This is a genomic window from Waterburya agarophytonicola KI4 (genome assembly GCF_020640915.1).
Lineage (GTDB): Bacteria > Cyanobacteriota > Cyanobacteriia > Cyanobacteriales > Xenococcaceae > Waterburya > Waterburya agarophytonicola.
Genome location: NZ_JADWDC010000002.1, coordinates 58,731 through 83,127, shown reverse-complemented (window position 1 = coordinate 83,127; position 24,397 = coordinate 58,731). Strand labels below are relative to the sequence as shown.

The 24,397-nt window shown below is 38.4% G+C and carries 23 protein-coding genes; 11 read left to right on the top strand and 12 right to left on the bottom strand.

Annotated elements, in window-relative coordinates; genetic code table 11:
* Window positions 1–22: 22 nt before the first annotated feature.
* Complete coding sequence (locus tag I4641_RS01190) at window positions 23–703, bottom strand: hypothetical protein (RefSeq protein WP_229638594.1); 681 nt, start codon at window positions 701–703, stop codon at window positions 23–25.
* 45 nt (window positions 704–748) lie between these two features.
* Here I4641_RS01190 and I4641_RS01185 point away from each other — a divergent pair, with 45 nt between their 5' ends.
* A complete protein-coding gene (locus tag I4641_RS01185) occupies window positions 749–2,149 on the top strand; it encodes an ABC transporter substrate-binding protein (RefSeq protein WP_229638593.1) in 1,401 nt (466 codons plus the stop codon).
* Between the two features lie 53 nt (window positions 2,150–2,202).
* Here the strand turns inward: I4641_RS01185 and I4641_RS01180 are convergent, their stop codons facing one another.
* Entirely contained in the window at window positions 2,203–2,607 is a 405-nt protein-coding gene (locus I4641_RS01180; protein ID WP_229638592.1) for a response regulator, read from the bottom strand.
* 129 nt (window positions 2,608–2,736) lie between these two features.
* Window positions 2,737–5,001 (bottom strand): glycosyltransferase, encoded by a 2,265-nt coding sequence (locus I4641_RS01175; protein WP_229638591.1) that lies wholly within the window; start codon window positions 4,999–5,001, stop codon window positions 2,737–2,739.
* Window positions 5,002–5,105: 104 nt separating this feature from the next.
* Between I4641_RS01175 and I4641_RS01170 the strand changes: the two genes are divergently transcribed.
* Both I4641_RS01170 and I4641_RS01165 read left to right on the top strand, forming a co-directional pair.
* Complete coding sequence (locus I4641_RS01170) at window positions 5,106–6,533, top strand: hypothetical protein (protein ID WP_229638590.1); 1,428 nt, start codon at window positions 5,106–5,108, stop codon at window positions 6,531–6,533.
* A gap of 109 nt (window positions 6,534–6,642) precedes the next feature.
* Window positions 6,643–6,780 (top strand): hypothetical protein, encoded by a 138-nt coding sequence (locus I4641_RS01165; protein WP_229638589.1) that lies wholly within the window; start codon window positions 6,643–6,645, stop codon window positions 6,778–6,780.
* A gap of 64 nt (window positions 6,781–6,844) precedes the next feature.
* On the opposite strand, the gene I4641_RS01160 is transcribed toward I4641_RS01165, so the two are convergent.
* Window positions 6,845–9,094, bottom strand: a complete 2,250-nt coding sequence (locus tag I4641_RS01160) for a RelA/SpoT family protein (protein WP_229638588.1) — start codon at window positions 9,092–9,094, stop codon at window positions 6,845–6,847.
* Between the two features lie 317 nt (window positions 9,095–9,411).
* Here I4641_RS01160 and patD point away from each other — a divergent pair, with 317 nt between their 5' ends.
* The 6 genes from patD (at window position 9,412) to I4641_RS01130 (ending at window position 13,080) form a co-directional block, all read left to right on the top strand.
* Window positions 9,412–9,783, top strand: coding sequence for a heterocyst frequency control protein PatD (gene patD, locus I4641_RS01155; protein WP_229638587.1), 372 nt, complete (start codon window positions 9,412–9,414; stop codon window positions 9,781–9,783).
* A gap of 89 nt (window positions 9,784–9,872) precedes the next feature.
* Entirely contained in the window at window positions 9,873–10,724 is an 852-nt protein-coding gene (locus I4641_RS01150) for a M48 family metalloprotease (RefSeq protein WP_229638586.1), read from the top strand.
* 37 nt (window positions 10,725–10,761) lie between these two features.
* Complete coding sequence (locus I4641_RS01145) at window positions 10,762–11,310, top strand: DUF456 domain-containing protein (RefSeq protein WP_229638585.1); 549 nt, start codon at window positions 10,762–10,764, stop codon at window positions 11,308–11,310.
* A complete protein-coding gene (locus tag I4641_RS01140; protein ID WP_229638584.1) occupies window positions 11,311–11,493 on the top strand; it encodes a hypothetical protein in 183 nt (60 codons plus the stop codon). It begins immediately after the preceding gene.
* A complete protein-coding gene (locus tag I4641_RS01135) occupies window positions 11,494–12,387 on the top strand; it encodes a carbohydrate ABC transporter permease (protein WP_439655316.1) in 894 nt (297 codons plus the stop codon).
* A 99-nt stretch (window positions 12,388–12,486) separates the two neighbouring features.
* A complete protein-coding gene (locus I4641_RS01130) occupies window positions 12,487–13,080 on the top strand; it encodes a Uma2 family endonuclease (RefSeq protein ID WP_229638582.1) in 594 nt (197 codons plus the stop codon).
* A gap of 31 nt (window positions 13,081–13,111) precedes the next feature.
* Here I4641_RS01130 and I4641_RS01125 read toward each other — a convergent pair whose 3' ends face one another.
* The 5 genes from I4641_RS01125 to I4641_RS01105 form a co-directional block, all read right to left on the bottom strand.
* On the bottom strand, window positions 13,112–13,666 hold the full coding sequence (locus I4641_RS01125; protein WP_439655315.1) for a transposase: 555 nt from the start codon (window positions 13,664–13,666) through the stop codon (window positions 13,112–13,114).
* 85 nt (window positions 13,667–13,751) lie between these two features.
* The gene (locus tag I4641_RS01120) at window positions 13,752–14,513 is read right to left on the bottom strand and encodes a hypothetical protein (protein ID WP_229638580.1); all 762 of its coding nucleotides are present in this window, start codon (window positions 14,511–14,513) and stop codon (window positions 13,752–13,754) included.
* Between the two features lie 66 nt (window positions 14,514–14,579).
* Window positions 14,580–15,086, bottom strand: a complete 507-nt coding sequence (locus I4641_RS01115) for a type IV pilin protein (protein WP_229638579.1) — start codon at window positions 15,084–15,086, stop codon at window positions 14,580–14,582.
* Between the two features lie 125 nt (window positions 15,087–15,211).
* Window positions 15,212–15,733: a type IV pilin protein gene (locus I4641_RS01110; RefSeq protein ID WP_229638578.1), complete on the bottom strand. Its 522-nt coding sequence runs from the start codon at window positions 15,731–15,733 to the stop codon at window positions 15,212–15,214.
* A gap of 638 nt (window positions 15,734–16,371) precedes the next feature.
* The gene (locus I4641_RS01105) at window positions 16,372–16,953 is read right to left on the bottom strand and encodes a Uma2 family endonuclease (RefSeq protein WP_229638577.1); all 582 of its coding nucleotides are present in this window, start codon (window positions 16,951–16,953) and stop codon (window positions 16,372–16,374) included.
* Window positions 16,954–17,223: 270 nt separating this feature from the next.
* Here I4641_RS01105 and I4641_RS01100 point away from each other — a divergent pair, with 270 nt between their 5' ends.
* Window positions 17,224–19,932 (top strand): DNA polymerase III subunit alpha, encoded by a 2,709-nt coding sequence (locus tag I4641_RS01100; RefSeq protein WP_229638576.1) that lies wholly within the window; start codon window positions 17,224–17,226, stop codon window positions 19,930–19,932.
* Between the two features lie 331 nt (window positions 19,933–20,263).
* A complete protein-coding gene (thiO, locus tag I4641_RS24020; RefSeq protein ID WP_304956515.1) occupies window positions 20,264–22,261 on the top strand; it encodes a glycine oxidase ThiO in 1,998 nt (665 codons plus the stop codon).
* A gap of 3 nt (window positions 22,262–22,264) precedes the next feature.
* Here the strand turns inward: thiO and I4641_RS01085 are convergent, their stop codons facing one another.
* From I4641_RS01085 to I4641_RS01075, 3 genes are all read right to left on the bottom strand, one after another.
* Window positions 22,265–22,996: a DUF429 domain-containing protein gene (locus I4641_RS01085; protein ID WP_229638575.1), complete on the bottom strand. Its 732-nt coding sequence runs from the start codon at window positions 22,994–22,996 to the stop codon at window positions 22,265–22,267.
* Between the two features lie 112 nt (window positions 22,997–23,108).
* On the bottom strand, window positions 23,109–23,393 hold the full coding sequence (gene rbp / locus I4641_RS01080; protein ID WP_229638574.1) for an RNA-binding regulator: 285 nt from the start codon (window positions 23,391–23,393) through the stop codon (window positions 23,109–23,111).
* Between the two features lie 227 nt (window positions 23,394–23,620).
* Window positions 23,621–24,379, bottom strand: a complete 759-nt coding sequence (locus tag I4641_RS01075; protein WP_229638573.1) for a response regulator — start codon at window positions 24,377–24,379, stop codon at window positions 23,621–23,623.
* Between the last annotated feature and the right edge of the window lie 18 nt (window positions 24,380–24,397).

The following is a 24,397-nucleotide window of genomic DNA, read 5'->3' as shown; positions in this document are numbered from 1 at the left end:
TTCAGGTGAGTAAAGACACGCCTTAATTATTCACCTGAGATAAAGAATCACTATCGATCTTTTTCCACCATTCCCTTAACTCTCTTTCTTCTATATTATCTCCTTTTATCTGTACGAAAAATCGGCGATCAATCAATAAATTCAAGCTACCATCTTTAGTGTGATAGTTATAGGCTTCTCTCCCTGGAATATTGTCTATTTCTACACCTTTGTTATAACCATCTATTGATTCTTGACTAAATTCTGTACTTAGTAAAAAAGGCAAATAAAGAGCAGGATTAAATGTCCAATCAAAAATACTAACTGTCATAGTTTTATCTTTTTGAAGATAGCTTTGTTTGACTTGAGAAACACTATAGCCAGCCAAAGAACTTGTTTGTCCTTGGAGTTTTTCTGTCGTCCAACCTCTAGGAGATTGAGGTAAATATTCAATTAATTCTTGGAAAGAAATTGGAGTTACTTGTTTTTTTTGGGCTGAATTATCTTCAAAAGTGCTAAAATCTTTACCTAATTCAATTATTTGTTGGAAAATACCAAAAATATCTCGATCGCTGGTATTTTCCTCTCGAATTTCTATTTCTGACGATTGCGCGCTGTTATAATTACCACAGCCAATCAATAATAATCCGACCGCGATCCCATAGCTAATTGTCAAAGTAGTTCCTGATAATAGTTGATGGAGTTGATTAATATTTTTTTTCATAACTAGATCTAGAATTAACAAATATCAATTAATTTTATTAATTACATGAGCAGTAAAAAAGAAACTACAGTATTGCTGTTAACATTATTAATAACTATTAGCGCGATCGCTGGTGGTTTATGGTGGTTCAATAAAAATAAACAAGAATCATTTATAGTAGACTCAAATAAAGACATTCTTGTTCCAGTAGATGAATCTCCTTCGCCTCAAATTAGTGCGGGAAATGAGATTCTAATTAGTGAAGGTGTTACTCCAGAAAAAGAAGCAGGAAGACAAGCAATTTCCGATGGCGATTATCCCCAAGCAGTATCTTTTTTAGAAGAATCCCTAAGTAGAAAACCTAACGATCCCGAAGCCCTAATTTATTTGAACAATGCCCGTATTGGGCAAAATAAAGCCTATAGCATTGCCGTACCCGTACCCATTGGTACGGAAATAACTACTTCTGAAGAAATACTCAGAGGGGTGGCGCAAGCTCAAAATGAAATTAATCAGCAGGGCGGGATCAATGGTGTTCCTTTAAAAGTTTTGATCGTTAATGATGATAACGATCCTCAAACTGCCAAAGCGATCGCCCAAAACTTAGTTAAAAATAAAGATATTTTAGCCGTAGTAGGACATTTTTCTAGTGGAGTAACCCTAGCTGCTGCACCGATCTATCAAGAAAATGGTTTGGTGGCGATCTCTCCTAGCAGCACTTCTGTTGCCATATCTAAGATGGGAAATAATATATTTCGCACCGTACCTAGCGATCGCTTTACTAGCAATGCGATCGCTGAATATGCCCTTAAAAAACTCAACAAAAATCGGGCGGTAGTTGTTTATAATTCCCAAAGTGCTTATAGTAATTCTCTCAGAGATACTTTTACTACTGATCTGGTGAGTAATGGAGGAGAAATTGCCATCGAAGTCGATCTGTCTCAAGGTAACTATAATCCCGCCGAAATACTACAAAAAGCCCAAATTGAGCAAGCAGATATCTTAGTCTTTCTCAATGATTCTACAACCTTAGATAAGTCCTATCTAATGGTGCAGCTAAACAATAATCAATTGCCCATGTTAGCAGGGGATAGCTTCTACAAACCCCAAACCCTACAAATTGCAGGAGAAAAAGCCGTAGGCTTGGTTTTAGCCGTACCTTGGCATATATCTAGTAACACTAATTCCGATTTCCCAGAATCTTCTCGTCGTTTGTGGGGAGGGGATGTTAATTGGCGTACCGCAATGGCTTATGATGCGGTGCAAGCCATTATTGCGGGTTTAACAGGGGATCCTAGTCGTCAGGGTATCCAAAAAACTCTGTCTCAGTCGGGTTTTAGTTTTGATGGTGCTTCGGGAAAAGTAAAATTCTTAGCTTCAGGCGATCGCAATTCTCCCGTACAGTTAGTTACAGTACAACCTGGGAAGCGATCTTCTTATGGTTATGATTTTGAGATCGTTAAATAAAATCTGGAATCCTTTAAAATTGCGAAAGGATTCCCTTATCTTATATAAATTAATTAGCGCGTAACACCCGTTAATAACTTACAATGCACGGGATTTTGAGCCAACTGTTGTGCTTTGCTAATAAATTCTGCCTGTGCTACCGTCTTGGGTAAATAGGCATCAGCACCCACAATATCTCCTAACATCAAATCTGCCTGACTAGTTTTAGAAGAGCAAATCATCACAGGAATAGAACAAGTTTCTCTGTTCTTTTTTAACTTATGGCAAAATTCAAATCCACTCGTGCCATCCATTACTACATCTAGAATAATTAGATCTGGTTGATAACTTGCTAAAGTACTTTGAGCTTCTGCTACGCTGGAGGCTTTTTCGACATTATTAAACCCCCCCTGCTGTAAGTATTTGCTAAATACTTCTCTCATCATTAAGCTATCATCAATTACTAAAGCTTTATTCATGATTGAAACTCTGAAGTTATATTATAATTAATTTTTCTGGTTGTTTCCTCATAGTTCCCAGTTATTTTAAACAGTCAGCATCAAGTAATAATTAGACACATACTTGTAAAGATTTAAGATTCATCGAGATTAAGCAGATCTTTGTCCGACTTCGATCGCATTAATTTTAGGAGTGCGATCAAATAATACTTTAGGTCGAAGTAAAATTCTCAACATTAGCCAGATAGAATATAGTTCTCCTGGGCTATTTTTTCTTTTCCATTGTCCTGGGCGACAAAATAATAATGTGACTAACTTTCTTTCTTGCTCTAAACTAAGAGCATCGAAATTGACGCGCAGATGGTGAAAGTCTTGATCTATATTAGTTGCCACAATTCTCCCTGAGATATTAATATTTTCTTCGAGAATAGAAATACTCACGGGAATACTTTCCCCCTGAAGCAATTGATTGATTCCTCTATGGGTTAAAGATATATGCGCCCCAATTTGAGAAATACTAGTAGTAACGCCCCAGTAAGTTTCGATTTGACTGTCTGATGCGATTGTTTCTAGTTTAATTACTCTGCGCAGATTGAACCATTCGTATAGATCTGGTTTGGGTACGTCTAATAATATTAATAATGCTCCTCCTAAGGATAATAAATTATAGGTACTCCAGATCCAACCTAAGTTTAAACCCTGCATTTTTTCATTTATAGCAGGAGATTCGTGCATAGCAGATATGATACAAGCATAAATATTTGACCACAAACTAATGGCAGTTAAAATGAACACAATTAACAAAGGAAAAGCTAGCTTCCAGTTAAAAGAAAAGCGATCGCTTTTTGTTCCTTTGGGAGTAACATCAAAACCATTGGCAAAGGGAGCAAGCATTACTTGAATTACGGTAATCGCTTGGGGAAAAGCTAAAACTAAACCGTAAATATTAGATAAGATTGCCGAGCGCGATCGATAATTAAGCCAGGAAAAAACTGTTAACTTAGTGATGTAATAAGGTAAAAAGAAAAAGAGAAAATCATCAGTAGTTGCCCGAATCGGAATAATATCAAAAAAAGCATATCCCAAAGGCATTAATAAGAAAAAAACACTGGCAATACTAGAAAACCAATGTAATAATCCTTCTAAATGAGCCAATCTTTGCATAAAGTTCAAACCTGAAATAGTTAAAGGATTGGAATTAATAAAAAATGCCTGTAAAGTCCCCCTCGCCCAACGCAATCTTTGTTTGGCATGGTCGGCAATATTTTCCGCTGCTAGCCCCGCACTTAATTTTTCATCTATATAAGCTAGGCGATAACCTTGAGAAGATAAACGTATGCCTGTAAAGTAATCTTCACTCAATGAATCGGTAACAAAACCGCCAATAGACTCTAATGCTTCCCGTCGCATTACAAAAGAAGTCCCCGCACAAATTACACTCCCCGCAGCATCTTTGATGGGTTGTAATTGACGATAAAATACTTCTTCTTCTGGAGTTAAAATATCTTCCAAACCTAGATTGCGAGCAATCGGATCGATATTATAAAAATTTTGTGGAGTTTGTAAAAGGGCTAATTTTCGATCTTGAAATAGTCCCAAGGTTCTTGCTAAAAAGTTAGTGCTAGGAATAAAATCTGCATCAAAAAAAGCAATAAATTCTCCCGTACTTAAGGGTAAAGCATGATTAATATTACCTGCTTTAGCATGATTATTATTAGGGCGAGTAATATATTCACATCCTAATTCTGCTGCTAATTCTGCAATTGCAGAACGTCTAGTATCATCTAATAAATAAACCGTTTTTGCTTCGTAATCAATTGCCTGACAACCAATTACTGTCCGACGTAAAATAAACTCTGGTTCGTCATAAGTAGGAATAAAAATATCTACTCTGGGCTGAAAAGTTTTTTCAGTTACGGCGACAGCCAATCGATCTCTTTCTCTTTGGTTATCTTTTACCTTAACCATCAAAAATAGCTGAAGACTACTGTTGAAAAGTACAAAAATTTCTAATAAAAACAAAGCAATACTAAATGTTCCATCTAAAGGATTGCTAAGATTTAAAGTAGAAAGCGATCGCCATTGAATATAGCGCACAGTTAGGATTAATAAAATTGCGATCGTGATAAATCTCGACCAAACCTTGGGTTGAGGAGAAATTTTAGTAATAATAAAAACTGCAACAAAAATAATAATCGATGGTAAAAGCAAAAATCTGCTCATTACTACAGGGGCTTCCACCCACATAGGAGGATTTTCTTGTAATAAATTTAAGTAGGCAAAAATATCAGTAATTACCCCCAATCCTATTGCCCAAAAAAAGACAATCAATCCTCCTAATAAAACAATTCCGATTAAAATCAAGGTCGCCAAGGGTGGTTTTATCGATTGAACTTTTATTTTATTGGCAGTCATTTTAAATTACTGGAATTCTCAAATATAATCTAATAAAAAAATTCAGGAACTATCTAAAGCTAATTTTTGTCTTAAAGATATCTCTGTTTTACCCTAAGTCGATAATGGTTACGGATTCTTTTAAACTAGGTTTCGCTGTCTGTCTTTGGCTTATTCCTAGTTTGATCGCTACTAGTCCTCAATTTGCTTTACAAGCCGCAATTAGCAAAAAGCTCGATTCATCACCGTCTGATATTCCTTCAAACCTTTATAGCTATCAAGGGCAACACGGACATAGCGGACGGGATGGTAGATCTGGTAGAGACGGCAGAAGCGGAGTAGACAAAACAATTACCATTGATGGATCTGCTGTAGATCTAAATCTTTCTGGTACGGATGGAGAAGATGGGGAAAGAGGGGGAATTGCTTCTGATGCTAGATGTTATAGATTAGATAGAGACTATAAATCTGATATCAGACTGCCTAATGGAGGCAGGGGAGGCGACGGAGGTAACGGAGGTAACGGAGGTAATGGTGGTTCATTAACGGTGTTTTACGATCGCCTTGAAGATCTCAAACAGGTTTATGTTTTGTCGACTGGGGGATATGGCGGACGAGGTGGAACCGAAGGTAGGGGTGGCAGGGGTTGTGTCTGTCCTTCTAAAATATTTAATAATTATTCATACCATCAACCAGATCGAGGAGAGCGTTACCAAGAGCATCAAAGATACTACTGTCACGATGGGCGGGATGGCAGTTGGGGTAGAGTTGGTAGGGATGGTGCGGATGGCAAACCTGGAACGTTATATTTGGTAAAAAAAGGCATAGATTTACGCCCAGAAAAGCTAACAGAAACGATTAATTTGTCTTCGATTGAGGGAGGAAAAACAATTAATTTATCTAATAATATTTGGCAGTCTCATCGTGGGGCAACTTCTCTATTAAATCCTAGTTCTATTCTTGCCGATACTTATCAAGAATATATCGAACGTTTGTCAAGAAAAGTATCTCTAAATTGGCAAGGATCGAGAGTAATTAGTGATTTTGAAGATGAATTAATTGCATTGGAACTAACAGAAAAGAATGAATTATTAATTACTTATCCCGAAAAAGTTTGGTTGGATACAACCGTGACAACTACCGATAGTAATACACTATTAACGATTAATCATGCCATTGGCGAGTCAGAAACTACTCGCTTGGCTAGAGGTTTAGTTTCGGGAAATCGATCTAACTTAGTCTTTAGTGCGATCGATCTGGCTCAAAAATCAGATATTATTAACACCCAATTTAAAATTAAGTACCGTACTAATAGCGATCGCTTTACTAGTAAAAGAGATTCTTTGAGTTATAAAACTAGATATGAGGGCATTATCCCCACGACTGCTATTGGCAAGAACAATCAGCATTTTGTCCTAAATTTGGGACAGTTACCCATAGATAGTAAATATCTCTTACCAGGAACGGCGATCGAAGTAGAACTAACCGTAATCCGTTCTTTGGGAGATAATTCTGCCGAACAAAAGATTTATTGGCAAGGAGAAATAGATTAAAAAAATCAATTTAGTAGTTAATAATCACTTCTTAATAGAGATCTCGATCGCAGTGTTTAATTCCACCTCTTCTTAAGATGTAGTCAGTTTAAATCAAAAATTTATTGACATGATTACTACTGCTAAAGTTCAAACTATTTCTCGTCCTCATCATCACAACAATTGGTCGTTTCTCCCAACTGCATTTAGTGCTTTAGCGGGGGTTGGTATTGGAATGGCGATCGGAAACTATTTAGGCTGGCTTTAAAAACAATCAGACAAAATTTAAGTAGGGGTAAATTAAGATTTATCCCTACTTTTTTGTCGATCGATTATTTATCGCTCGAATCTATAACGCGACGAATATTTAAAGTATCGCTCATACTTCTAATTCTTTGGAAAATATATTCAAGCTGTTGGCGATCTCTAATATCGAGACTCAGAGAAATTAAGGCTGGTTTATTCGGACTAGTTTTAACTCCTGCATTGCGAATATTAATTCCGCGATCGCTCAAACGTGCCAGAATGTCTTTTAATACCCCGACTCTATCCATCGCTTCGATTTGAATATCGACAGGATAAGTTAAGGGTTGAGTCTCTTGGGTGCCATCATTCCAACTAACAGGAATAATTCTTTCTCCTGGCACCTTATCGACGTTTTGACATCCTTGACGGTGAATCGAAATACCTCTAGAGCTTAAAGTTACAGCACCAATAATAGATTCTCCTGGCAGAGGTTTGCAACAACCCGCTATATGGTACAGCATTCCTTCTACGCCAATAATCGGAGACTCGCCCTTTTGTTTTTCTTTGCTGGCAGGAATATATTTCGGAATTTCTACATTTTCTTCGATCTCAACTTCTACTTCTTCGACTGGTTGCTGCTCTTTAACAACATCTCGCAGACGATTAACGACGTGTTTTTGGGTTATTTCTCCATATCCCAACGCAGCCAAAAGATCGTCGACAGTATGATAATTACAACGCTGAGTCACAATCTGCATTGGCTCAGATTTGAGTAAAGAGTCGAAACCACTTTTACCCATTTCCTTCTCTAATAATTCTTTACCTCTGGCGATGTTTTCATCGCGGTGGGATCGCTTATACCACTGTCGGATGCGATTTCTTGCGGTAGGAGATACGACGAAGTTAAGCCAATCTAAACTAGGATGGCTATTTTTCTGGGTAACAATCTCGACTATATCACCATTTTCCAATGGTTTCGACAATACAGACCAACGACCATTAACTCTCGCCCCCTTCATCTGGTTTCCTACTTCACTATGAATGCGATAGGCAAAATCTACAGGAGTTGCCCCGTGCGCCAAAGAAATAACATCACCATCGGGAGTAAAGACATAGACATCATCTTCAAAGAGATTGTCTTTGACATTCTCCATGTAGTCTTGAGCGTCGTTGACATCTTTTTGCCATTCCAATAGCTGACGCAGCCAGGTAAATTTAGTATCTTCTGAAGATATTTCCGCGTTACTCGTACCCGTTTCCTTATACTTCCAGTGAGCAGCAATCCCATATTCAGCTATCTGGTGCATTTCCAGGGTACGAATTTGTACTTCGATCGGACGACCATTTGAGCCAACGACAGTAGTGTGTAAAGACTGATAGCGGTTTGGTTTGGGCAAGCCAATATAATCTTTAAAACGTCCTGGAATGGGTTTAAAAGCATCGTGAACGACTGCCAAAGAGCGATAGCATTCTTCATTGGTGTTGACAATGATTCTGAAAGCAGCAATATCGTAGATCTGGCTGAACTCTTTTTGTTGACGTTCCATCTTTTGGTAAATACCATATAGATGCTTGGGTCTTCCTTTCAACTCAATTACTTCAACTTTAAGCTGTTCTAAACGCGATCGCAATGTTTCCGTTACCGCAGCAATTCTCGCTTCGCGATCGGCTCTTCTTTCTGCAATTAAAGCCTTTATTTCTTCATAAGCTTCTGGCTCTAAATATTTAAAGCATAAATCTTCTAATTCCCATTTAAAACGACCAATACCCAGCCTGTTGGCTAAAGGAGCAAAAATTTCTCTAGTTTCTTGGCTAATACGTCTTTGTTTTTCTGGTTTGAGATGATTTAGGGTACGCATATTGTGCAGCCGATCCGCTAGCTTCACCACAATCACGCGAATATCCGTTGCCATTGCCAAAAACATCCGTCGGAAGTTTTCCGCTTGACGCTCGGTAGTGCTAGAAAAGTTAAACTTAGATAGCTTGGTGACACCTTCTACTAGTTGGCGCACCTGTACCCCAAATCTCTTTTCAATCTCTTCGGGGGTGATTTCCGTGTCTTCAACTACGTCGTGGAGAAATCCCGCAGCGATAGTCACACTATCTCCCCCCAAATCTCGCAACAAACTAGCTACTGCTATAGGATGGGCAATATAAGGCTCTCCTGATTTGCGATATTGTCCTTCATGTAATTCGTAGGCAAAATTAAATGCACGACAAATAAGTTGTTCGTCTGACTCTGAATCTTCTGGTTGCTGATTGATTAAGCATTCCTGTAACCATCGAGGTAATTTCACTTCGTTGGCTGGGCTTTCTATGATAGAGATTGCGGTCATAGATCGATAAATATAAGTTAAGAGTAATAGGTATGGAAGAATTAAGATAGAAAGGAAAAACCTTTCAAGGGATGCTACTGTTGCTTAAATATTTACTTAATCCCCCCATAAATAGTTAGTGCGGAAGTCAGACGTTCAAAATCAGATAACTATCTAATTTTGAGATCTAATTGAGTATTTATATGTAAAATTAACTTAATTTTTTAATAATAAAAGTCTAAACTTACAAACAATATTTTCCACTGTAACAACAGCGAAAAAGTCAAGTCTGCTTAGTAGAATTTTACCTTGTTTATTACCTTATCTTAAACTAAATAATGTTGCCTGGGTCACATAATCGAGCATATCAGGATTTCTTAACTTTGTTAACAGTCTTTAATCAAAAGGCGATCGACTTGGCAACAGATAGTGCTGCATATATCATCCAACAAGAGTTTCCAGACTTGCAACAGTGGTTCGAGGAAAATATTGTTGGTTTAGATTGTCAGGAAATAAACCCAGCAATTATTCCACGCTGGGAATCAATCCAAAGAGAAATCAAACGAGAGTTCAAGTTATTAGCTACCGACATCTTATTTTTGGCTGCTGCCCGTCGAGATGATACCAAAAGTAAGAAACTTAAAAACATCAGCAGTCACACTACTAAATTGATTGGTTATTGTCAGGGACTGCTAAAAAATGAAAAATAAATTAAAGAAGCTCAAAGAAAAACGTAGAAACAAATATACTCATGGTAATATTCTGCCAATACTACATTTAGAGCAAGAGATTAAATAGAGTGAGTAGATTATTAATACGTCTGGTTATTGGCGTAGTCTTCGCTGTATTTGGGATGTTTAACTATTTTACTAACGTTAGTGAAAATCCCATTACAGGAGAAAAACAACGGGTGCAACTTTCACCCCAACAAGAAATAGTTATCGGTCGTCAGTCTGCGCCTAAAATGGCACAACAACACGGCAATTTATATCCCGATCGCACTTTACAAGATTATGTCGATAGTGTGGGAAATCGGGTAGTTAGAAGTTCGATCGCTAAAAGTTCTTCTTATCCCTTTGAGTTTCATTTGCTGCGAGATCCTCAAACTGTAAATGCTTTTGCACTTCCTGGGGGACAGGTATTTATTACCGCAGCCTTATTAAGTCGGCTCAATTCAGAAGCCCAGTTGGCAGGGGTTTTGGGTCACGAAGTCGGTCACGTCATTGGCAGACATGGTGCGGAACATTTAGCCAAACAACAGTTAGGCAGTGCTTTGGTTAATGCGGTGGGAATTGCAGCCAGCGATAACCCTGGTAGTGGCAGACAGGCAGCTATTTTAGCTCAAGCGGTCAATCAAATGGTGAATCTTAAGTATGGCAGAGAAGACGAACTAGAAAGCGATCGCTTGGGATTTCAATTTATGACGGAAGCGGGTTACAACCCTAAAGGTATTGTGGAGTTAATGAAAATTCTTGATTCTGCTAGAGGTGGGGCGCAAGGACAACCTGAGTTTATGAGTACCCATCCCGATCCTGGCAACCGTATCGAGCAGTTAATTAGTATTATCAATCGCGAATATCCTCAAGGAATTCCTACCAGATTGGAAGAAGGCAAAGATCGCTTTGCTCAAATAGTCGCACCTCGACTTTGATAAGTAATAAGTAATAAGTAATAAGTAATAAGTCAATATGGATATAACTACTATTTATTGGATTGTATTGGGCGTAATGGGATTGGGGGTAATTGGCGCAATTATTCCTGGGCTTCCTGGTAGCAGTATTATTTTGGTTGCTATTTTAGGTTGGAGTATTGCAACTAGTTTTGCAGGCATTGGTTTGCCGATGATTTTTATTTTTATCGTTTTGATTCTCAGTGCGGGAGTCGAATATTTGGCTTTGTATTTTGGGGCAAAACAGGCTGGAGGCAGCAAATGGTGTCAATATGGCGCATTTATCGGCATGGCTGTCGGTTTTTTTGGTCTATTACCCGCTTTACCCATTGGAGGGCCTTTAATAGGCGTATTGGTCGGGGCGGTTGTGGGGGCATTTATTGGGGAATATCTTTATCGCAGTAATCTCGAATCCGAAGCCCGCATTCAACAGGCTTTTAAGGCTAGTGCGGGTATTGTGATTGCTTCGATTATTGGCAATATTATTGAAGCATTATTAGCTGCTGTGGCGGTAGCAATTTTTGTTTATTCTACTTGGTCTTTTGTTTTTCCCCCTACTCTTAGCTAAATGGAGAATTATAATATGGCGATCGCTTTATCGATAATATTTTGTCTGACTCCTATACTTTTGGCAATTCACTTAGGGGTGAAAAAGAATGAATCGAGGGAATATAAAAAAAGATTGGGTTATATTTACGGGGGATTTTGGGCGATCGCTTTTTTGGGTTATGGGTGGTTGTTTTTTAACTAAATAAGCAACTTGAATAAATTAAATCCTGTTTCTGCGATCTTAGATCGAGATAGTGTTGCTGCGTGGTTGTTTATCGCCCCAGCATTAATATTATTAAGTATCTTCCTGTTTTATCCCATTGCCTATTTACTCTATCTCAGCTTTACCACGGGTAGCTTTACTGTATCGGGTATTGAATGGGTAGGGGTACGTAACTATCTGCGGTTGTTTACCGATGCCGACTTTTGGCAGGTAATGGTTAACACGACTTATTTTACTCTTGCCACTGTCATCCCGACGATTATTATTCCCTTGGGATTAGCTGTCTTGTTAAATAAATCTTTTGCTTTGCGGGGGTTTTTGCGGGCTGCTTATTTTATTCCTTCCATTACATCCCTAGTAGCTGTAGGGCTGGCTTTTCGCTGGCTATTTCAAACTGAGGGGCCAATTAATAATATACTGCTGCAATGGGGCTTAGAGCCTATTGCTTGGTTGAGTAGTACTACCTGGGCGATGCCCGTGTTAATCCTGTTAAGTAGCTGGAAGCAACTAGGCTTTAATTTAGTAGTATTTCTGGCGGGTTTGCAAGTCATTCCTCAATCCCGTTATGAAGCTGCGGAATTAGATGGGGCAAACGATTGGGCAAAGTTTTGGTATATTACTCTTCCTGGGTTAAGACCTACCCTAGTTTTTGCTGTTTTAACTACCGCTATCTTCACTTTGCGGAGTTTCGAGCAAGTCTATATTATTACGGGAGGAGGGCCATTAAATTCTACCAACCTGCTGGTTTATTATATCTACGAACAGGCTTTTTCTCGCTTTGAATTTGGTTACGCTGCTGCTGCTGCAACTATTTTGCTGTTAATTGCCTTTGTTTTTGTTTATTTCTATCTGCGAGTTTGGAATAAAGAGTAGTATTTGAGATTATTTAGATTAAAAGCGATCGCTTGTCTAAAAAGTTTCCACTACAATTATTAAGTACATTAATTTTTGGCATTATTTCTATTAAGCATCATGACTGCCATAAGCAAAAAAAGTTTGTTTTCTTTTGAAGAGTATTTAGAATACGACCCAGATCCAGACAACCGTTATGAATTAGTAGCAGGTCAGCCTGAAATAATGAATCCTCCCACATTTCGCCATATTTTAATTTGTGATTTTGTTCGAGATATTTTTAAAACAGAAATAAATCGCCTCCAACTCCCTTGGTTAGCAATACGAGAAGGGGGAATTAGGACGGGATGGCGCAAATCGCGTATTACCGATGTTTGCGTAGTAGAAAAAGCCGAGGTTCTAGATTCTTTGGATAAATCGGGAGTGTTAGAAAATCCCCCATTATTGGTGGTTCAAGTAGTCCTAAAGGATACCGCTTCGCATATTAGCCCAGAATCAATTAAAAGGGATTATCGTTATAAAAGATCTGAATATGCAGCTTTAGGTATTCCTGAATATTGGATTATCGATCCGATAGAACAGAAGGTAACAATTCTGGTCTTGGATGAAGGATTATATGAAGAGACTCTTTTCACCGCAGCACAAGAATTAATTTCGTCTACATTTCAGGAAATAAAAATTACTCCTCAACAACTATTTACTATTAAAACGTAAAGCGAGCATTACATTTTTAATCTTTCTTTATTTACCATTTTGATGGATGATGAGGATGCAATTGGTCTACAGACCAAGATACGGGATTATGAATAATATATTGACGAATTTTATTCATGGCATCTGGGTTACGGATAATATGTTCGTAATAGTTACGTTGCCATAATGGTGTCCCTGGCGTACCTCGCAGAATATTAATTTTTTTGGTGGCAATTGATTTGAAACCCGCCATTAACGACGATAATGATTTTGGTTTCATTTGTGGGTGCGTACAACCCCGTAGTAGGGGCGAACGGCCGTTCGCCCCTACGGTGGTGTTATTGATAATTACAATGCCATGAAAATGATTGGGCATCACAACCCATTCATCTAATTTAATTTCTTTTCTAATGACCGACGATTTTTTCCATTCATCGGCAACGACATTACCATATTGATTTAAAACCATCTGTCCATCAACAACATCCCCGAATAAACATTGCCGTTGATACGCACATATCGTTACGAAATACGCCCCCGATTGGCTGTAATCATATCCTGGTAATCGGATTGACCGCCTGTGGTGTTTGTCGGGATCATATTTTATGTATTTTATTGATGATCTTTGGTTCAATTACATAATTATGGTGGTGCAATTTAATCGTAAGGGCGAAGAGGTCATAAATATAATTCTAGGCGCGATCAGATTCAGGTGGTCTTACTTCCAATCTACCATCGGGAGTAATATTAACTTCAGCTCCTAGTTTTTCAAGCTGTTCGATTACGTATTGCTGTGTTTTGGAATCTTGAGCTTGATTTAATAATGTTGACCATGCGCCAACTCTTGCTTCAGTACTATCTGGATTACTAGCTAAAAATTTAGCAGTAGTGATAAATCGATCAGACAATTCATTTCCAAGATCGTCATTTCGTTTACTCGCCCAATTTGCAGCCATTAAATATGAATTTTTAGCTGCTTCCAAATCTCCTAAAAACAATATTTCATCCGTGGCTTTATAAGTCCACAAGAAAAATGGATATCCTGGTAAATTAGGAGATGAGGATTCTAATACTCGATCTAGTAATTCGACTGTTTTTTCTGGTTGAGCAGCGAACAAAGAGTTAGCTGTTGAAAGAGATAAATAAGCGTTGGTAAAGCGAGGATCTTGACTGACCAAAAGTTCAAAATAATCAGTCACTAGAGAGTATCCTGTCATATTTCGCGCTTCTGTATCCCCAAAATATTGAATAAATTGTAGATAATTTAAATCTGCCAATAGGTTATCAAAACCAAAAGTTGGCAGATTTTTCTGAAAATTGACTAATGTCTTTTGCTGATTTTCTTGTTTGCTGTAGGTTTCTATACTTTGAACTGAGAACTTTTGTGATAATTCTTTCAATTGTAAATTTACTAAACTACCAGTACTCAAAACTAATCCTAAGCAAGCAAACATTGACTTACTGTTTTGTCTGATTTTATTCAACATAAGTTTTTCAGTACATCTATTAATATTTGTTAGTTAGTTGAGTTCTATGCCTCCATTGGTACAAGGATCGGTAGCTATAGTAGGAGCTTCTACAGTTTGTCCTACTGCACTAGATTCACATATTTTCGATGTGTAGCTACCTGCATTAAAATAAACTCCTAGAGCATAGTCTCTAGTTCGATTAGAATTGGAATCGATAGAAACTGCCCTCTGGGTCAAGATGTTATTATTAGCCACATCGGCATTTGGGTAATTGTAATATTCTGACTCAAAGATTGTATTCGATGCCAGTCTGTTTAAGCTATCGGCAAAAACTTGATTTTCAAAATGATATCCTTGTTGAGCGCGACTTAATGTCCCTAAATTGTTCTTGGCTTCTGATTCTCTAGCTTTGCCTACTTGACTCAAAAAACTGGGTAAAGCAATAGCAGAAAGTACACCAATAATTATGATTGTTACTAATAATTCAATTAAGGTAAATCCTTCATTAAATTTGTTTTTATGGCGATTGATTAAAAAATTAATCCATTGATTATTCATGATTCTAATTAGTAAGTAATTATGCTTTTTGATTAAAATACGATTTATATTAAGAGTCTAATATAAAGTAAAAAACAGGCAGAATCTGCCTGTTTTTTAAGTCAAATAAAATTGATAATGGAAGTCTAATTTAACTCTGTACCAGCACCACAGACAACAGCAGCGGGGGCAGCGACATCGGCAGTAGCTGCTCCACCCACAGCGTCAGATTGACAGATGGCAGTACTGTAAGCACCAGCGTCAAAACCTATTCCGCCTCCATAGTTTCTGGTACCGTTGGCAGCAGCAGCAGCATCAATTGCAGTTACTGTAGCATCTATACCTGCGTTACCTGCTACAGTAAAAGCATAGAAGTCAGGGTTGATTACTACTCCTAGAGGATTGTTAGCAAGAGTTACGTCAGCACCGTTATTAAATACTCTTCTTTCAAAGTGGAAACCTTGTTGAGCACGGTTGATTGTACCAACACCATTTTTACCTTCTGTTTCACGAGCTTTACCTACTTGAGACAAGAGGTTAGGTAGAGCAACAGCAGCAAGAACACCGATGATGATTACAACAACTAGTAGTTCGATTAATGTAAAACCTTTGTTACCTTTTTTATTATTTAAGTTTTGTAGTAATTTAGCAGTAAATACGTTATTCATGTTTATATCCTTCAGTTAATAAGTGTTTGTGTTTTGTGTGTTTGTTTTAGGTTTTTCTTTCCTATTTAGAAATTACCCTAACGATCGACAAAACATATCATCATTAAAAAAGTTTTTTTCTGCTTTTTTGCTAGTAATTAATAGGGTTTTGGCTGTGATTTGGATCGCATTTTATTGTGTTTTTTCTTCCTTCTATTCTCTTGATTCTGGAAGAGACATATTAAGTAGTGTTTTGAGTTGATTAATGAAAAGTCGCGTAATTACTTCTCTATAAGTCCGAGTTGAGGAGAGGAGATTGAATCCGTTGCTGTATTAACGAAAAAAAGGCGATCTCTTTACCTATATATGTTTAAGGAATAAACAATTAGAGAATTAGAGCGTATTATCAAAAAACATCAAAAAAAAATCGCCTAAAATCTTGACTGGCGATCGCAAAACGTGATTTAATTAAAAAATAAGCTTCATAATGGGAGTGGTGACTCAGAAACGTAGGCGCAACTATTCCCATTATAAAAATAATTTTAACAAAAAAGGCGATCGCCAGTCAATCCCTGAAATTAAAAAATTTTCGCCCTGCATCGATGGTGGAAAATTGTAGAGTTTCACCCTTCTATAATAATAGGTTTATAGCTTTCTGTTTAAAAAATTTCTTTTAAATCTAAAACAAATCCAGGCAGTAAACTTTCCCCTGATAGCGTTTTGGGATGATTTAAAACTTCTACTTGTTTGTCTAGACGATAAATTTCAACTGTTTTTGCTGCTGGTTCGATTAACCAACCGAGTCGAACGCCATTATCTAAGTATTCTTGCATCTTCGCCTGTAAATCTTCGTATCTTTGATTCTTGAGATCGCTTGGGCTAACTAGTTCGATAACAAAATCAGGGGGAAGAGGAGGAAAACCTTGTTTCTCTTTCAAAGTAAGATTATTCCATCTATCTAATTTAATCCAACTTACATCTGGGCTTCTTCTGGCACCATTAGGTAAAACAAATATAGTCGAAGAATCAAAAGCCTCGCCGAGTTTCTTTTGGCGATTCCAATTGCCCAAATCTAAATACAAATTAAAATTTTTTCTACCTGCTTCACCACCAGTAGGACTCATGACGATTAATTCTCCATCTTTGGTTAACTCCATCCGTGCTGTTTGCTCGATATCAGCTAGGCGATCGAATTGTTCTGGAGTTACCTTAAATCCCTTGGGTACGGAAATTGCTTCCATTTTCTTTACTCGAATCTCTTTTATCTATTATATGTCCAGTTAATTGTCAGATCGCCCTATACTTGTTCAGAGCGATCTCTAAAACTCAGGATCTTGATTTTGTTCTCGATATGCCTGCCTTAGTTCTTCTTCCTCTATTTTAAGATAAGGTAAGGCGATCGCCCTATCCGATCTACTCTCTAAATCTTAAATATTCTTACTCTCCATCCCCACAAATAGAGTAAATCGTTGATAATTAATATCTGCTTACTAGTTCCTAATTAACGATCTATGTCTTTTGTTGGCTTACATATCCATAGCGACTATAGCTTGCTTGATGGTGCATCCCAGATACCCCAGTTAATCGATCGCTGTTTGGAATTAGATATGCCAGCGATCGCTCTAACGGATCACGGGGTAATGTATGGTGCGATCGAATTGATTAAAGTTTGTCGTAACAAGGGCATTAAGCCAATTATCGGTAACGAGATGTACGTTATTAATGGCGATATTGAAGTCAATATTACCGAAAAGAAAAGAAGGCATCGCAAGTATCACCAGGTAGTATTAGCCAAGAATACTCAAGGTTATAAGAATTTAGTTAAGCTAACCACGATTTCCCACCTCAAAGGTTATCAAGGTAGCGGTATTTTTGCTCGTCCTTGCATTAATAAAGAACTGTTAGAGAAATATCATGAAGGATTGATTGTCACTAGTGCTTGTTTGGGAGGAGAAGTACCCCAAGCAATTTTAAAAAATGATTTAGAACTTGCTGAGAAGGTAGCCAAGTGGTATCAAAATTTATTTGGCGAAGATTATTATTTAGAGATTCAAGATCACGGATCGCCAGAAGATCGGATGGTGAATGTCGCCATTGTAAATATTGCCAATAAGCTGGGTATTAAAGTTATTGCTACTAATGATTCCCACTTTATATCTTGTTATGACGTAGAAGCCCACGATGCTTTGCTTTGCATCCTGACGCAAAAGCGCATTACCGATGACAAAAGACTGCGCTATAGCGGTACGGAGTATCTTAAGTCTGCGGATGAAATGAGGTTGCTATTTCGCGATCATTTAGAGGATGATGTCATTGAAAGTGCGATCGCGACTACCGTAGAAGTGGCGGATAAAGTCCAGGCTTACAATATTTTAGGCGAACCCCGTATTCCTGACTATCCTGTTCCTATGGGGCATACCGCGGATAGTTATCTTGAAGAAGTTACCCGCCAAGGCTTACTCGAAAGACTGAAGTGTCGCAACCATACTGAAGTTCCTGCTGAATATATGCACAGGCTGGAGGTAGAACTTCAGGTAATGCAGGAAAAGGGCTTTTCTACCTACTTTTTGGTAGTGTGGGACTATATTAAATATGCTAGAGATAATGATATCCCAGTGGGGCCAGGAAGGGGATCTGCGGCGGGTTCTTTGGTGGCGTATTGCCTTAAGATTACTAATATCGATCCGATTCATCACGGCTTACTATTCGAGCGTTTTCTCAATCCCGAACGGAAATCTATGCCTGATGTGGATACTGATTTTTGTCCAGATCGCCGTGCAGACATGATTAAGTATGTTACAGAAAAGTATGGCGAGGCTAACGTAGCTCAAATTATTACTTTCAACCGCATGACTTCCAAGGCGGTATTAAAAGATGTTGGGAGGGTATTGGGTATTGACTTTGGCGATCAAAATCGCATTGCCAAGATGATTCCCGTAGTGCGGGGTAAACCTACCAAACTCAACGTCATGATTTCGGAAAAGACTCCCGAACCTGCTTTTAAACAAGCATACGAAAACGAAAGCGTCCCCATTTATGACATTAATAAAGAAGAAATAGGCGAGGTCAAAGTCCGTAATTGGGTTGATATGGCGATCCGTATTGAAGGTACAAATAAAACCTTTGGGGTTCATGCTGCGGGGGTAGTTATATCTTCTCAACCGTTAGATGAAATTGTTCCCCTACAAAAGAACAATGATGGGTCAGTAATTACTCAATATTATATGGAAGATGTTGAGGCGATGGGTTTATTAAAAATGGACTTTTTGGGTTTAAAAAATCTGACGACTATTCAACGTGCTGCTGATTTAGTGCAGAAAACTAAAGGAGTAACTTTAGATTTAGATCAGATACCTTTAGATGAAAAGAAAGCCTTAGAAATTATTGCCAAGGGGAAACAAAAAAAACTACCTGCTGATATTCAAGAAACCCATAAACTATTCCGTGCGGGAAATTTAGAGGGAATCTTTCAGTTAGAATCTGATGGGATGAAACAGATTACTAGAGACTTGAAACCTTCAGGTATTGAAGATATTTCCTCTATCTCTGCATTGTATCGTCCTGGCCCTTTAGATGCAGGACTAATTCCTATTTTTATCGATCGCAAGCACGGTAGAGAAGAAGTTAGTTACGAGCATCCTATATTAGAACCCATCCTTAAGGAAACCTATGGGGTAATTGTTTATCAAGAGCAAATCATGAAAATTGCTCAAGAGTTGGCTGGTTATTCTTTGGGTGAAGCAGATCTTCTAAGAAGATGTATGGGCAAAAAAAAATTAGCTGAAATGGAAAAACACCGTGAAAAATTCATGGATGGTTCGGCTAAAAATGGAGTTACTAAACAAGTAGCTAATGAACTCTTTGACAAAATGGTATTGTTTGCTGAGTATTGTTTGAGTTACGATACTAAAGTTTTAACTGTTGAATATGGTGCGTTGCCAATAGGTAAAATAGTTGAAGAACAAATTAAATGTAATATTTATACTGTAGATAAAAATGGCTTTGTTTATACTCAGCCTATCGCACAATGGCACGATCGCGGAAAACAAGAAGTCTTTGAATATACTTTGGATAATGGTGCAATCATTAAAGCTACTAAAGACCATAAATTTATGACTTCTGAGGCTAAAATGTTACCCATTGATGAAATCTTTGAAAATGGTTTGGACTTATTGGAATTAGAACCAAATGAATTAAAAGTAGTAGAATTACTGCTTTAGCTTGCAAGCTAACAATACAGCTATCAAACAAAAGTACTTCTAAAATTCAGCACAAGTAATTTAACCACTATAAATAGAATATAGCTAACGAAGAAGATCGAATTTCTTATAAGTCAGAACAAAAAATGGTATAAATAATCACACTTTTTTGAGGTTGCACCGTATGACACCAACCTTATATTTCCGCCGAGTTGCCAAAAAATGGGGCAATCTGAGAGTTGTTTTTGAAGCTTAATTAATTGTCGTGATGTTTTGTGATGTGATTTAACCTGAAAGATTATTCTCGGAATTTCACGTTAAAGTTATAGGGTTGGGGGTCAATTAAAAGAGTATGAAAACAACAAGAGATATTCTGATTGTTGGTGGTGGCGTAATGGGACTGGCGATCGCCATTGAACTAAAACGTCATGGAGCAAAAGTTACCGTCATTAGCAAGGATTTTGTTGAGGCTGCGGCAAATGCAGCAGCAGGAATGCTAGCACCGATGGCGGAAAAGTTGACCTCCCAAGCAATGTTAGAATTGTGTCTGCGATCGCGTTGGCTGTATCCAGAATGGACGCAAAAGCTAGAAGAATTAACGGGAGTAGATACGGGCTATTTACCCTGTGGTATTCTCGCTCCTGTATATAGGAGGCCTCAATCGATTGTGGAAGATGACAGTGCGGTGTGGCTGGATCGACAGGCGATCGAGCAATACGAACCTGGATTGAGCGATCGCGTAGTTGGTGGTTGGTGGTATCCCGAAGACGGACAAGTTGATAATCGTTGTTTAATGCGATCGCTCTTGCAAGCCGCTCAAACTTTGGGAGTAGAAATTCAAGAAGGAGTCAATGTCAAAGCCATCCAGCAAAAACAAGGTAAAGTCAACGGAGTTTTAACTAGTGTTGGCTTACTCCAAGCAGAACAATATGTCTTGGCTGCGGGTTCTTGGTCTGGTCAACTCCAGCCCTTACCAGTACGTCCAGTCAAGGGACAAATGCTATCTTTGAGGATGCCCCAAAAACTTCACCAACCATTCCCTTTACAAAGAGTTTTATTTGGCGACAATATCTATCTCGTTCCCCGACAAGACGGCAAATTAGTAGTTGGCGCGACAGTAGAAGAAGTCGATTGGACTCCTTTTAATACTCCCCAAGGAATTCAAAATCTATTGCAAAAAGCTACCGAACTATATCCTGCGGTGGCAGATTGGCAAATTGAAGAATTATGGTGGGGTTTTCGTCCAGGTACTCCCGATGAGTTACCCATCCTCGGTCGTGGTGCTTGCGACAATCTCTTTTTAGCGACAGGACACCATCGCAATGGTATTCTCCTCGCTCCGATAACCGCTGCTTTAATCGCAGATTTAATTCTAGAACAAGAATCCGACCCCCTGCTAAAAGAATTTAGCTATCAACGTTTTTATCAATCAAGCAATATGACATCTATTAGTAGTAGCAGTAGCGCGCCTAAACTTCCTCTTCAAATAGAATCCAATCCCCCCGCACCCCTACCCGCCTCCTCTACTTCTGTGTTTAGTAATGAACTAATTATTGAAGATACGGATAAATTAACTATTGCAGGAAAGACATTTAATTCTCGCCTCATGACAGGGACGGGGAAATATCCCAGTATGGAAGCCATGCAGCAGAGTGTAGCAGCAAGTGGTTGCGAAATCGTTACCGTAGCAGTTAGAAGAGTACAAACCAAAGCCCCTGGACACGAAGGGTTAGCCGAAGCACTAGACTGGAGTAAAATTTGGATGCTACCCAACACCGCAGGCTGTAAAACTGCGGAAGAAGCAATTCGGGTGGCTCGTTTGGGTCGAGAGATGGCGAAGTTGCTGGGACAAGAAGACAACAATTTTATTAAGCTAGAAGTGATTCCCGATGCGAAGTATTTGCTTCCCGATCCTATTGGTACATTGGAAGCAGCAGAAAAGCTAGTTAAAGAAGGTTTTGCGGTCTTGCCTTATATCAACGCTGATCCTCTCCTGGCAAAGCGTTTGGAAGAAGCAGGGTGTGCTACAGTAATGCCCTTAGGTTCGCCGATTGGATCTGGACAGGGAATCAATAATGCAGCCAATATTAGCATTATCATTGAAGAAGCGAATGTTCCTGTAGTCGTCGATGCTGGTATTGGTACTCCTAGTGAAGCAGCTTTGGGGATGGAAATGGGGGCGGATGCACTGCTAGTTAATAGTGCGATCGCTTTAGCCCACAATCCCGTAGCTATGGCTAGGGCAATGGGTTTGGCAGCAGAAGCAGGAAGGCTTGCTTATCTTTCTGGCAGAATTCCTATCAAACAATATGCTGCGGCGAGTTCTCCTCTTACTGGAACAATTAGTTAATTTCTATTTTTGGGGAATTACAATATATCCACTGTCAATATTCCCCAACACCATGTTTTTTGCTTCTCCCCAATACCACCAATGAGCAGCAACATAGGCACAAATTAAACTATCCAATTTATCTTCGATCGCTTTTAATTCTTTCCCTGTTATTTGATGGGGAATTACGGGTATTTCATCCAAGGGATCGATTTGCAAAGCTGGCTCTAGTTTGGGCAAAATATCAATAATATAGTTACGCAGTTTATTTAACTCTATTTTTCGTTCGGCTATTCTACCTTTTTTGTACTTTAAGATTTTATTCAACCCAAAAAGATTTATGGTTGCAGGATGAGGAAATACTTCTATTTGATATCTTCCTAATTCTTGAGATTGAATTGTCGGTGCGTGATGGAAATTCCTGGCGGTTAAACTATTGCCAAAACCTACAGTGCGATCGCTAAATCCTAGATTGAGATTGGCGGGATAACATCCTGCATGATAGCGTCCAAAATGCTTATGAGTCAGCTTGTCGGGTAAACGCATCCCTGTTTGGTTATTAATAATGGTTGGTGCGTCTACAGCTATTAATCCTGGCGCATCGGGGGATATCCACTCATCTATGCGATCGAGGATGGCATCCATTTCTAACACTGTGGTTATGGTTTCTATTTTTAATTGATCGCCCTGCAAAATAAGACAACACAATCCACTAGCCCCAGATGTCCAGCCAAAATCAACGCCAATAAACTTCATCTCTACCTTTGAATTATTTTAATAGCAAAATATCCCTAGAAAAGAAGTGTAGAATCAATCTACTCAATTTCTAGAGACATTTATTGCTTAATTTAGTTAAAAATTAAAAACTTTAGAAGCGATTGTTACGACGACCGCCACCACTTCGGTTATCTTCGCGGGGTTTGGCTTTATTAACTTTTAAAGCGCGATCCATCCATTCCGCACCATCTAAAGTTTCGATCGCTTTATCTTCTTCAGCATCGGATGCCATCTCGACAAAAGCAAATCCTCGGACGCGACCTGTTTCGCGATCGCTGGGAATATGAACTCGTTTAACAGTTCCATACTCGGCAAAGACTTCGCTTAAGTCATCTTGGTTTACTTCGTAAGATAAGTTGCCTACGTAAATTGACATATTTTAATTGTCTTCTCAGTGAGTGTTGTGTTTAGAGAGACTGGATTATTGGGAAAGAAATAGCGCAATACTTTACGGAAAAGACCTTTAGATACTGGATAAAAACTTAATCGTATAATCTGTTGATTCTCAATTTACATCTTAACACTTTCACTCAGACAAGATCTCGGTTAGAGAAACATCACACACATTTCTTTATATCTAAAAACTGTGGAGTATCAAAGATTTTAAAAAAATATGATGGAGAGGATCGTACTGGCGATCGCCAGTAACAACCAAGCTAGTTTTTTGTTAAATCGTTTTGGGCGATGGGTTGGTTTGGCAGCCTTAAAAGAGGGACTTTTTAAACTGGCAGTAAGTCGTTCCACAGTCTCTATTTCATCGGAGTCAGATAGATCGAAGATAGGTGCTAGACTAGCTTTGTTGATGCCAGCATGAGGTTTATTATTCGTGGTGCTTTTGGTCGGAGAATTTTGTTCGTCAGATAAAGCTGTGGCAGGAGTATAAATATTTTTGCGATATTTACGAATATAAGTTTTTTTTTGGGGAGAATTAACAATATTATTCGCAGTGGTTCTTTTTATTGCCTGATTGAGTAATTTTGCTTCGATATAAGAATAACCGCGACTCAAAGAATAAATTGCTTGTTTAAGATCTTCTACAAAACTATCTTTTAACAAATAACCCGACGCGCCAGCCTTCAAAGCTTGAGTAATATAGATTTGGCTATCGTGGCTGGAGAGAATAATTATTTTCGTTTCGGGGAGAGATTGGCAAATATGTTTGGTTACTTCAATCCCATTCATTTTGGGCATTTCAATATCTAGCAAAACCATATCGGGCTTGAGTTTTTCTGCTAAAGCGATCGCTTCAAGACCGTCTTTGGCTGTCCCGACTATTTGTATTTTTGCTTCATCGCGCAAAATTGCTTTGATTCCCTCTTGTATGAGGTATCGGTCGTCTGCGAGGAGAATTTTTACGATCATCAAATTTTAGTAATAGAT